This window comes from Streptomyces sp. NPDC047072 (assembly GCF_040643855.1).
Lineage (GTDB): Bacteria > Actinomycetota > Actinomycetes > Streptomycetales > Streptomycetaceae > Streptomyces.
Genome location: NZ_JBEYVC010000006.1, coordinates 133,577 through 144,457 on the forward strand (window position 1 = coordinate 133,577; position 10,881 = coordinate 144,457).

At 73.3% G+C, this 10,881-nt stretch carries 9 protein-coding genes; 4 read left to right on the top strand and 5 right to left on the bottom strand.

Annotated elements, in window-relative coordinates:
- The first annotated feature begins 450 nt into the window (after positions 1-450).
- Entirely contained in the window at positions 451-1,416 is a 966-nt protein-coding gene (locus ABZ896_RS04575; protein WP_360921808.1) for an aldo/keto reductase, read from the top strand.
- Positions 1,417-1,447: 31 nt separating this feature from the next.
- On the opposite strand, the gene ABZ896_RS04580 is transcribed toward ABZ896_RS04575, so the two are convergent.
- Positions 1,448-2,257 carry a phytanoyl-CoA dioxygenase family protein gene (locus ABZ896_RS04580; RefSeq protein WP_360921811.1) on the bottom strand — a complete coding sequence of 270 codons (810 nt, stop codon included), beginning with the start codon at positions 2,255-2,257 and terminating at the stop codon, positions 1,448-1,450.
- Between the two features lie 63 nt (positions 2,258-2,320).
- Between ABZ896_RS04580 and ABZ896_RS04585 the strand changes: the two genes are divergently transcribed.
- The gene (locus tag ABZ896_RS04585; protein WP_360921814.1) at positions 2,321-3,277 is read left to right on the top strand and encodes a helix-turn-helix domain-containing protein; all 957 of its coding nucleotides are present in this window, start codon (positions 2,321-2,323) and stop codon (positions 3,275-3,277) included.
- 303 nt (positions 3,278-3,580) lie between these two features.
- On the top strand, positions 3,581-5,626 hold the full coding sequence (locus tag ABZ896_RS04590) for a ricin-type beta-trefoil lectin domain protein (RefSeq protein WP_360921817.1): 2,046 nt from the start codon (positions 3,581-3,583) through the stop codon (positions 5,624-5,626).
- A gap of 71 nt (positions 5,627-5,697) precedes the next feature.
- Here the strand turns inward: ABZ896_RS04590 and ABZ896_RS04595 are convergent, their stop codons facing one another.
- From ABZ896_RS04595 to ABZ896_RS04605, 3 genes are all read right to left on the bottom strand, one after another.
- Positions 5,698-6,954, bottom strand: coding sequence for an arsenic transporter (locus ABZ896_RS04595; protein ID WP_360921848.1), 1,257 nt, complete (start codon positions 6,952-6,954; stop codon positions 5,698-5,700).
- Positions 6,955-7,032: 78 nt separating this feature from the next.
- A complete protein-coding gene (locus tag ABZ896_RS04600) occupies positions 7,033-7,713 on the bottom strand; it encodes a DUF4232 domain-containing protein (RefSeq protein ID WP_360921820.1) in 681 nt (226 codons plus the stop codon).
- A 103-nt stretch (positions 7,714-7,816) separates the two neighbouring features.
- Entirely contained in the window at positions 7,817-9,157 is a 1,341-nt protein-coding gene (locus ABZ896_RS04605; protein ID WP_360921823.1) for a serine/threonine-protein kinase, read from the bottom strand.
- A gap of 46 nt (positions 9,158-9,203) precedes the next feature.
- Here ABZ896_RS04605 and ABZ896_RS04610 point away from each other — a divergent pair, with 46 nt between their 5' ends.
- Positions 9,204-9,755 carry an RNA polymerase sigma factor gene (locus ABZ896_RS04610; RefSeq protein WP_360921826.1) on the top strand — a complete coding sequence of 184 codons (552 nt, stop codon included), beginning with the start codon at positions 9,204-9,206 and terminating at the stop codon, positions 9,753-9,755.
- 3 nt (positions 9,756-9,758) lie between these two features.
- Here ABZ896_RS04610 and ABZ896_RS04615 read toward each other — a convergent pair.
- Positions 9,759-10,881 (bottom strand): ATP-binding SpoIIE family protein phosphatase (locus tag ABZ896_RS04615; RefSeq protein WP_360921829.1); only part of this gene is annotated, 1,123 nt, incomplete at its 5' end.

Below are 10,881 nucleotides of genomic sequence, written 5' to 3' on the forward strand. Positions count from 1 at the left end.
GCCGGCTCTCGGCCTGCTGCCTTCCGGTTCACGGCCCCCTGCCCGCCGCCCCCCCCCGGCTGTCGGCTCCCTGTCCTCCGACTTACGCCCCCGGCCCGTCGCCCCCGGCTGTCGGCTCTCCGTCCTCCGACTTACGCCCCCGGCTGTCGGCTCCCCGTCCTCCGACTTACGCCCCCGGCCCGTCGCCCGCCGGCTCGCGGGCCGCCGCCCCCTGGCTCCCGGCCAGCCGCTCTCCGGCTCACGGCCCCTGGTCCTCGGCCCGTCGCCAACCGGCTCACGGCCTCCGGCGCTCGCCCCGCGATCCTCCGGCTCCCGCCCCGTCCCCAGAACCCGGCCCACCCCCGACCTCCCGACCCGACACCCCACCCCCGTCGCCCCAACCCGAACCCCCGGCCGGTTCGAAGTCGTACGCTCCCTTCTAACCCCATCCCGAAGGCAGGAGCAGCAACGATGCAGTACGTGAAGCTCGGTTCGACGGGCCTGGACGTCTCGCGGATCTGTCTGGGCTGCATGTCCTACGGCCTGCCGGACCGCGGCGTGCACGAGTGGACCCTCGACGAGGAGGCGTCGCGGCCACTGATCCGGCAGGCACTGGACGCCGGCATCAACTTCTTCGACACCGCCAACGTCTACTCCGACGGCACCAGCGAGGAGATCGTCGGCAAGGCGCTCGCGGACTTCGCCAACCGCGACGAGATCGTGCTGGCGACCAAGGTGAACGGCCGGATGCGGGCCGGGGCCAACGCCGCCGGGCTCTCCCGCAAGGCGATCATGACCGAGATCGACCACAGCCTCACCCGCCTCGGCACCGACTACGTCGACCTCTACCAGATCCACCGCTTCGACCCGCACACCCCGGTCGAAGAGACGATGGAGGCGCTGCACGACCTCGTGAAGGCGGGCAAGGTCCGCTACCTCGGGGCGAGTTCGATGTTCGCGTGGCAGTTCTCGAAGATGCAGTACACCGCGGAGCGGCACGGCTGGACCAAGTTCGTCTCCATGCAGAACCACTACAACCTCCTCTACCGCGAGGAGGAGCGCGAGATGCTGCCGCTCTGCGCGGACCAGGGCGTCGGCGTGCTGCCCTGGAGCCCGCTCGCGCGCGGCCGGCTGACCCGGGACTGGGGGACCGTCACCGAGCGCAGCTCGAACGACAACTTCGGCAGCCGCCTCTACCAGGAGGGCGACCGCTCCATCGTCGAGGCCGTCACCCGCATCGCGACCGACCGGGGCGTGCCGCGCGCCCAGGTCGCCCTCGCCTGGCTGCTCGCCCGCGACACGATCCCGATCGTCGGCGCGGGCAAGCCCCACCACATCGAGGACGCGGCGGCCGCGGTCGAACTCCGCCTCAGCGACAAGGAGATCGAGGAACTGGAGCGGCCGTACACGGCACGCCCGATCGTCGGCCACAGCTGACGGCACACGTCGGCCTGTCGGCCACGACCGACTAGTGGGGCCCCTGCGGCGCGAACTCCGTGCCGCACGGGCCCGCGCCCTCGCTCTCCAGGAGGGACACCCGCTCGCCGCTCATCGACATCGTGCGGTAGTAGTGCCCGATCCGCTCCGCCGACGCCCCGACGTAGTGGCCGATGAACGAGCGCCGGAACCGGTCGGTCGTGCGGTTGGGCTGCGAGCCGTGCACCACACTGCCGTTGAAGAACAGCACGTCCCCCGGAGCCATGTCGACCGGCACCGCCGCGAGCCCCGGGGGCGGTGCCACGTACTCCCGGGCGAACGACACCTCCGGGTCCGCCTCCTCCGGGCAGAACAGGTCCATCCGGTGTGTGCCCGGCACGACCTCCAGGCCGCCGTTGTCCCGGTCGATCACATCGCAGGCCACCCAGGCGGCGACACAGGTGCCCGGCTCGACCCGCAGATAGAAGTTGTCCTGGTGCAGCGCCTGCCCCCGGGCCCCCGGCGGCTTGAAGTAGAACATGCTCTGCGCGGCCAGCACCTCCTCGCCGAGCAGCCGCTCCAGCACGTCCCCGAGGCGCGGGTCGAGCAGCAGCCTGCGGGACAGGTCGCTGATCTCGTGCGGATGCATCACCCGCGGATACCGGCGCAGCGGGTCCGCCGACTCGCCCGGCTCGAAGTGCCCCGGCACCGGCCCGCCCGCGTGCAGTGCCGCGAACTCCGCGCAGAGGCGGTCGATCTCGTCGGAGGAGAAGAGCCCGCGGACGACCGTGAAGCCGTCCTCCTGGAACTGGCGGAGTCCCGGGTCGGACAGGAGGGGGACGGTCTTGTCTGTCGCTGTCATGCGTTCGCTCCCAGGTGAGGTGTGGTCCACTCGTCACGCTAGGAGGCCGTCCGTCCCAGGAGGATGCCCGTGAAGGCTGACCGCTTGCCCGAGACTGCTGCGCCCGGTGATCCCGCCCCGCCGCCGGGTCTCGTGGTCGTCGGCCGCTTCGACCAGCCCGCCGGGTACGGCGTGCAGCGTCCGCGGGGCTCCGAGAGCTGGCTGTTCACCTGGACCACGGCCGGACGGGGACGGCTGCGGCAGGGACGCTCCGAGACCGGCGCCGGCGCCGGGGACCTCGTGGTGCTCGCCCCGGGCGTCCCGCACCGTTACGACGTCGAACAGGGCGCCGCGCACTGGGAGTTCTGGTGGGTGCACTGCGGGGCGAGGCCGTCGTGGAGCGGCTGGCTGCGGCCGTACGAGCTCGGCGACGGCATGTACGTCGTGCCGCCGACCCCGTCCGGAGACCGCCCGCACCTCCGTATCGAGGCCGCCTTCCACCGGATGCTCGCCGACGCCCGCTGGACGGGCACCGGAACCCCGCCCACGATGGAGCTTCCGGAGGAGCCGGTGGCCGTAGCCCACGGTGCCGCCGCCCGTGAACTCGCCCTGTGCGCACTGGAGGAGGTCGTGCTGCTCACGGCCGGTGCCGCGCGCGAGACGCCGGTTCCGGGCGGGGCCGACCCCCGGGTGCGCCGTGCGCAGGAGCTGATCGCGGCCGACCCCGGCGCCCCGCACACCGTCGGTTCGCTCGCGGGCAGCGTCTCGCTCTCGCCCTCGCGGTTCGCCCACCTCTTCACCCGGCAGGCGGGCCAGTCACCGATGCGTGCGCTGCGCGAGGCCCGACTGTGGCACGCGGCCCGCCTGTTGGAGGGCACCGACCTCTCCGTGGAACGCGTCGCCGCCGCGTCCGGTTTCGCCAGTCCCTTCCACTTCAACCGGGTTTTCCGGGAACGCTACGGGACACCTCCCGGTGCCTACCGGGGTGCCGCCCAATGGTTGAACGATGACCTGACGGGTCCGCCCGAAAGCGCTGTGTAGTGGACCTTCAATGGTTGGCACGGAGAAGTAAATGTCGACAGAGCGGCAATTGGTAAAGCAGTCGGGTTTGGCGGTGCGTCAAAACCGTGTGGGGCGACCGCAATGCGCAATACCGTTGGATCTCTTGTTCCACCTTGCTGACCTGTGTAAAGGTGGGGTTCGTCAGCGCACAGACCATGCACATTTCCACTGTGCGCGCAGGACCCCTTCAGTACGCCCCTCGCGCTTCAAAAGAGCTGTCCCAGGCGGACGTACCCATTGGTATGGACATATATGAAGCATGCCCTCGGGAGGAATGCCGCCGTGAATGACGCAGGCCTGTCGAATTCGCCCACACCGGCTCGTCCGTACGACGCGACGGACGAACAGCTGAGCGCAGAGCTCAAGAAGTGGAGCGGTACGACGCCCGCGCTGCACCCCGTCGGCGAACTCCTCGACCGGCACTGGGAAGCCGCATTCGCCTACGCGCGGCTGTGCACCGACGGCCCGCGCCCCGCCGGCATGCTCACCACCGCGGCCTTCACCCGCCTGTTCGGCGAGTCGCTGCGGCAGACCGGCCCGACCGCGGCCTGGCGGCCCCATCTGCTCGTCACCGTCCGCCGCATAGCCGCGGAGTGGGACGCCGACGGCAGACGGGAGATGCTCCACCCGGAGCTCAGATCCGAGGAGGGCGGCGAGCGGGCCGCGGCCCGGCTGCTGCCGCCCGCGGACCGGCGTCTGCTGTCCGGCGCCTTCCAGCGGCTGCCCCAGTCGGCGCGCTGCGTGCTGTGGCACACCGAGGTCGAGGCCGAACCCCTCGGTGTCCCCGCCGGGTTGCTGGGTCTCGACGAGGAGGACGCCCGCGTCGAACTGCAGCGGGCCCGCGACCGGCTGCGCGAGGAGTGCCTCCAGGTCCACCGCGAACTCGCCCCCGAGCAGGAGTGCCGCCACTACCTCCGGCTGCTCGACGTCACCTACCGGCGCGGCGGCATCGACCTCGACCCCGATCTGCGCGGCCACCTCCAGCGCTGCCGGCACTGCGCCCAGACCGCGGACCAGCTGCACCAGTTCAACGGCGGACTCGGCCTCGCGCTCGCCGAGGCGGTGCTCGGCTGGGGCGCCCGCGCCTATGTGCAGGCACGGATGAGCGTGGACGGCTCCGGCGCGGTGGAGGCAGCCGAGCAGCAGGCGCTCGCGGCCAGGCCGTACGTGGGCGAGGCGTTCGGCACCGACCCCTTCTCCCGCCGCCCCTTCGCGGGCGAGTCGTTCACCGCCGGGATACCCGCCGCCCGCATGCCGTCGGCCGGGATGCCGCCCGCCGGAATGCCCCCAGCCGGAATGCCCCCCGCCCCGGACTACGCGCCCGGCATCCCCGGCCCCCGCTCCCGCGCCCGGTCCGGTGCCCGCTCCGGCACGGGGACCCGGCGCGCGCCGTCCCGTCGCGCGGCACCGAAGACCTCCCGGCGCACCTCGCGCCGCAATCTCACCGCGGCCGTGGTGACGGTGAGCGCCCTCGTCGTGATCCCGCTCGTCCTGTGGTCCGCCCTCGGCTCCGGGGACGGCGGCGGCGCGACCGAGTCCGCCCCCTCCGAGGCGCCGGGCTCCGACTCGGCCTCCTCCACCAGCGATCCGTCCTGGGTCGGCTCTGGCGAGGCCAAGCAGGGCGATCTGCGCGGCCGGCTGCACAACGTCGAGTCCGGGCTGTGCGTGGGCGTCGTCGGCAAGAAGGTCGTCGAGGGCGCGGAGACCGAACTCACCGAGTGCTCTGCCGCCGAGGGCCAGCAATGGGTGTACGAGTCCGACGGGCTGCTGCGCACCGGCGCCGACCCCGACCTGTGCCTGGACTCCCACCTCGGCTTCTCGGTGCGGCTCGCGCCGTGTGACGGCGTCGCCAAGGCGGCCGCGAAGAGCATCCGCTACGACTTCACGCTCCAGGGCACCCTCGTGCCGCGCTGGGACCAGGACCTCGCCCTCACCCCGGCCGCCACGGACGGGTCCGGCGCGCTGGTGCTGAAGACCCGCGACGACGGCCCGGCCCAGCGCTGGGTGTTCGACACCTCCAAGACCGACATCCAGATGGAGGCGGTGGGCTGGGACGCGGACAGCAGCCCCACCCCGACCCCTAAGTCGGCCCCCGCGCCCACGAAGACCCCGACGGCCACCCCCACCCCGTCCGCGACCCCGACGACACCCAAGACCACGCCGACGCCGTCAAGTAGCGCCACGGTGAACCCGTACTGCTACTACAACCCGTACTACTGCTCCTCGAACGGCCAGGGCGGCCAGGGGAGTTGGGGCGGAGGATACGGCGGCGGCTACGGCGGAGGGTATGGCGGTGGCTACGGAGGCGGATACGGCGGCAGTCGCTGACCGGCGCTCCCCGCTCCGGGCCCTGACCGGCGCCCCTCCCAGGCCCTGACCGGCCCCCGTCCGGGCCTCGCTCAGACCCCGAGCACCAGGAGCGAGCCCCACAGTGCCACCACGGCGGCGGCGAGCGAGGCCGGCACGGTCAGCAGGCCGAGCCGGGTGAACTCGCCGAGCCCTACCTCGTGTTCGTCCCGGTGCAGGATCCGCCGCCACAGCAGCGTGGCCAGGGAGCCCGCGTAGGTCAGGTTCGGGCCGATGTTCACCCCGAGCAGCACCGCGAGCACGGCGCCCGGCCCGGCGGCGGCCGTCAGCGGCAGCAGGACCAGGACCGCGGGCAGGTTGTTGATGAGGTTCGCCAGTACGGCGGCCAGCGCGGCGATGCCGAGCAGCGCGAGCAGTCCCGTCCCGTCGGGCAGCACGTGCCGCAGGGCGCCGTCGAGCCCGTTGTCGACGACCGCCCGCACCACGACCCCGAGCGCCAGCACGAACGCCAGGAAGGCCGGCGCCGCCGCCCGCACCACCGAGACCGGCGTCGCCCTGCGCCGGACGAGCGCGCGGACCGCCAGCACGAGCGCTCCCGCGCAGGCGACCCAGGCCGGGTCGATCCCGAAGGCGGAGGCCACCACGAACCCGGCCAGGGTGCAGCCGACGGTGACCAGCGCGAACAGCGGCAGCTCGGGCTCCTCACCCGGCTCGGCGGACTCGTCGACCACGGCCAGGTCGGAGGCGAAGAAGCGCCGGAACACCCCGTACTCGACCGCGATCGCGACCAGCCACGGCAGCGCCATCAGCGCCGCGAACCGGGTGAAGCTCAGCCCGCTCGCCGCGAAGGCGAGGAGGTTGGTGAGGTTGGAGACCGGCAGCAGCAGCGAGGCCGTGTTCGACAGGTGCGCGCAGGCGTAGACGTGCGGCTTCGCGCGGACGCCCATCCGGGAGGCGGTGGCCAGCACCACCGGTGTCAGCAGCACCACGGTGGCGTCCAGGCTGAGCACCGCCGTGATCGCCGACGCCAGCACGAACACCCCGGTCAGCAGCCGCCCCGGCGACCCGGCCGCCCGGCGCGCGAGCCACGCCCCGCACGCCTGGAAGAGCCCCTCGACGTCACAGAAGTGGGCGAGCACCAGTACCGCGGCGAGGAAACCGACGACCGGCCCGAGCCGCTCGGCCTCCGCCCAGGCGTGGTCCGGCGAGATCGCACCGGAGACGATCGCCAGCCCCGCCGCCGGGACCGCGAGGACCGCCTCCGGCCATCCGAAGGGGCGCAGGACCGCCCAGGCGAGGACGGCGACCAGCAGGACGACGGACAGGGCTTCGGCGAGCGGGGTGTTCAGGGCGGGTCCTTCGGGAGACGAGCGGGGGTGTGCAGGGCCATGAAATCAGGCCCCGGTAAGAGGTCGGACCGCCGCCCCTCAGCCGCCGGTGCCGGGGCTGAAGGGGATGAGCCGCACCGACGCCTCGTTCCCGGACACCGGCACCTCGCCGCCCTTCCACGTCACCTTCAACGGGTCCCGCTCGTCCGGCGGGGTCACCACCAGGGCGGCCGGGGTGGCCGTCCCCGCGCCGCTGACCTCGGGGTTCGCGAAGGACAGCCCCGCCCAGGCGCTCTGCCCCGGAGCCAGCCTCACGGTCTGCGCGTCACCGGAGGACCGCGTCGGATCGGGGCCCAGCTGCTTGCCGGACGCGTCGACGAAGGCGGTGCCCGGATAGCCGTACAGGGTGCAGGTGCGGCTCGACTTGTTCGTCAGGACGACCGGGAAGTTCTCCTGGCCCGCGCCCGGGTTGTTGCGCCCGACGGAGGCGCTCAGCTCGGAGGTGTGGCAGCGCGTGCTCGCGGGGGCGGGCGTGGTCGGGGGGAACGAGTCGCTCACCGCGTCGGTGGGGACACCGCTGGGCGCGTCGCCGGTGCTCTCGCCGGCCGACGCGGACGGGGTGGGGGTCGTTCCGCCGGTCGCGGGGGCGGCCGTACCGGACTCCGTGCGCGGGGCGCTCGCCGTGCCGTCGCCGCTGCCGCACCCGGCCAGCAGACCGAGCACCGCGACCGGGCCGGCGAGCAGGGCCGCCCGCCGTACCTTCTGGGACCTGTTCCTCATGTCTCCACACTCCCGGAGAATCCACGCACGCGCGCGTACGGGCGCCTTGTGCCCCGTCATAAAGGTGCGATGCGGCGGGGGCCGGAAAAGTTCGCGCGTACGGCTACTTTTCGACGCGTACGGAGTTCAGCACCCGGTCGGTCCGGGAGGCGCCGCCGTGCTGCCGGATCTGGACGTACAGCCGGGGCTGCGCGGCGCCGTCCGCCGGGGCGAGCCCGGCGTCCGTGAGGGTCCCGCCGCTTCCGCAGTCCCAGGTGTGGAGGGTGCCGCGCCACTCCTCGCCGCGGTAGGAGCGGGAGCCTTCGGAGTGGCAGCCGGGGTGGGCCAGGGTGCCGACCGTCCCGTCGCTCAGGCCGACGAACACGCCGTTGGTATCGGCCGCGAGGTTCTGCCAGGCGCCCAGGTCGACGGCGACCACGAGGCCCGGTTCATGGCTCGCAGGCAGCCCCACCGACTGCGGATCCCACCCGGAATCGCGCAGCTCTCGCGCCCACGCCGCGGGCACCTCGACCGAGATCCGGCCCGTGGAGTCCTCGACCCGCACCTCGGCGGGAGCGCTGTGCCGGTTCACCAGGAGGGCCGTCACACCGGCGGCAGCGGCCACGAGGAGTACCAGAGCCACCTTGCGAAGGCGTGGGCCCTGCCGGGTGGGGGTCGCCGTCGCCAGCCTTTCCAGCTCTTCCGCGAGGGCCTGCGCCGTCGGCCAACGGCGTTCCCTGTCGGGTTCCAGCGCCCGCAGCAGGGCCCGCTGGACGCCGGGATCCAGACCGGGCCGGAGCCGGTCCGGGCGCTCCATCTTGCCGGGCGCGCCCGGGACCGTCCCCGTGACCAGGTGGTAGCCGACCGCGCCCAGGCTGTAGACGTCGGCCCGCTCGTCCACGCCCCCGCCGGGCTCGGCCTGCTCCGGCGGCCGGTAACCCGCCGAGCCCGCGGCCAGCGTCAGCCCCGAGGCCTGCGCGAGGCTCTTGGCCAGCCCCAGATCCGCGAGCAGCACGCGCGGGGCGTCGCCGGGGGAGGTCCGCAGCAGGACGTTGGTCGGCTTGATGTCGCGGTGCACGATCCCCGCCTCGTGCAGCGCGGCCGCGCCCCGGGCGGCGAGCGCGGTCAGCCGCAGCGCCTCGGGGACGGCCAGGGGACCGGCGGTGAGCAGATCGGCGAGGGTGCCGCCGTCGGCGTACTCCATCACGAAGTACGGCCGCCCGTCCGGGAGTTCGCCGATGTCGTAGACCTGCACCACGCGGTTCGAGGCGGCCCGGCGCAGCATCCGCGCCTCGGACAGGAACCGCTCGCGCACATCGAGGCGCTGGGTCCAGTTGTCGGCGAGGACCTTCACGGCGACCGGTGCTTCGAGGACGTCGTCGTGGGCGAGCCACACCGTGCCGAACGCGCCCGTGCCCAGGCGCCGTTCGAGCCGGTAGCGGCCGATCCGCTCGACGGAGTGCATACGACTACTATGCCTGGGCCGAGATCCACCCGGAGGGGAGCACCCGGTGTACGAAGCGGCGCCCGCCGAGGAACTCGCACGGCGTGCCGCCGCGGGCGACCGGACGGCCCTGGACGAACTGCTCGCGGTGATCCGGCCCGAGGTGCTGCGGCGCTGCGGACGCTTCCTGCCCTGCCGCGAGGACGCGGAGGAGGCGGCCCAGGACGTGCTGCTCCAAGTGGCCCGGAAGATCGGCACGTTCGAGGGGCGCAGCCGCTTCAGCACCTGGCTGTACACGGTCGTCGCCAACTGCGCCCGGCAGAAGTACCGCGAGCTGAAACGGCGTTCGGCCGAACAGCCCGCCCCGATCGACGCCGAACGGCAGGCCGACCCGCGCACGACGAGTGTCATCGCCGGGTCCCGGATCGATCTGCTGGAGGCGCTGGACCGGCTGGAGCGCGAACACCCGCACCTGGTCGCGCCGTTGGTCTACCGCGACCTGTGCCAGCTGGAGTACGCGGAGGCCGCCGAACGCTCCGGGATCCCGCTCGGCACGTTCAAGTCCCGCTTGCACGAGGCCCGTAGGCAGGTCAGGCCCTGGCTGGCGGGCGCGCCGTGAGACTCACTCCTCGTCCAGGAGCGTGATCTCCGACCAGATCGTCTTGCCGTCCGTGGTGTGCCGGCTGCCCCAGCGCTGGGTGAGCTGCGCGACCAGCAGCAGCCCGCGGCCGCCCTCGTCCCAGGTCTTGGCGCGTCTGAGGTGCGGTGCGGTGTGGTTGGTGTCGGAGACCTCGCAGATCAGCGTGGTCGTGTCATGGATGAGACGGAGCCGGATCGGGTGGGCGCCGTAGCGGATCGCGTTGGTCACCAGCTCGCTCACCACCAGCTCGGCCGTGAAGGCGACCTCGCTGAGGTCCCAGCGGGCCAGCTGCTCCACGACCTGCTTGCGGATCGGCGCCACGAGCGCCGGGTCGGCGGGGATGTGCCAGGTCGCCACCTGCGAGGCGGGCAGGCCCAGGGTGCGGGCCACCAGGAGCGCCACGTCGTCGGTGGAGCCGCCCGCGGGGAGCAGGGTGTGCAGGACGCGGTCGCAGGTCTCGTCGAGCGAGTCGGCGGGCACGGCAAGGGCATCGCGGAGCAGGGCGTGGCCGGCGTCGACGTCCCGGTCCCGGCTCTCGATCAGCCCGTCGGTGAACAGCGCCAGCACGGTGCCCTCGGGCAGATCCAGCTCGGCCGACTCGAACGGCAGCCCGCCCAGGCCCAGCGGCGGCCCCGCGGGCAGGTCCACCTCGCGGGCCGGGCCGCCCGGCGTCAGCATCACGGGCGCGGGATGACCGGCCCGGGCCAGGGTGCAGTGCCGGGAGACCGGGTCGTAGACCGCGTACAGGCAGGTGGCGCCCACCTCGCCGGGGTTGCCGTCGCCGCCGGCCTCCGCGGACAGCCGTACGACGAGGTCGTCCAGGTGGGTCAGCAGTTCGTCCGGGGCCAGGTCGATGTCGGCGAGGGTGCGCACCGCGGTCCGCAGCCGGCCCATGGTCGCCGAGGCCTGGATGCCGTGCCCCACGACGTCGCCGACCACCATCGCGACCCGCATCCCGGACAGCGGGATCACGTCGAACCAGTCGCCGCCCACCCCGGCCCGCGCCGCCGGCAGATAGCGCGAGGTGGCCTGCGTGGTGCCCTTGATCGACCCGGCGCTGATCGTGCTGGGCGGCGCCATCGGCGCCAACGGCGATCTGCTGCTC

Coding starts and splice junctions, on each gene's coding strand:
- ABZ896_RS04575 (WP_360921808.1), top strand. CDS start 451: ATGCAGTACGTGAAGCTCGGTTCGACGGGCCTGGACGTCTCGCGGATC.
- ABZ896_RS04580 (WP_360921811.1), bottom strand. CDS start 2,257: ATGACAGCGACAGACAAGACCGTCCCCCTCCTGTCCGACCCGGGACTC.
- ABZ896_RS04585 (WP_360921814.1), top strand. CDS start 2,321: ATGCCCGTGAAGGCTGACCGCTTGCCCGAGACTGCTGCGCCCGGTGAT.
- ABZ896_RS04600 (WP_360921820.1), bottom strand. CDS start 7,713: ATGAGGAACAGGTCCCAGAAGGTACGGCGGGCGGCCCTGCTCGCCGGC.
- ABZ896_RS04605 (WP_360921823.1), bottom strand. CDS start 9,157: ATGCACTCCGTCGAGCGGATCGGCCGCTACCGGCTCGAACGGCGCCTG.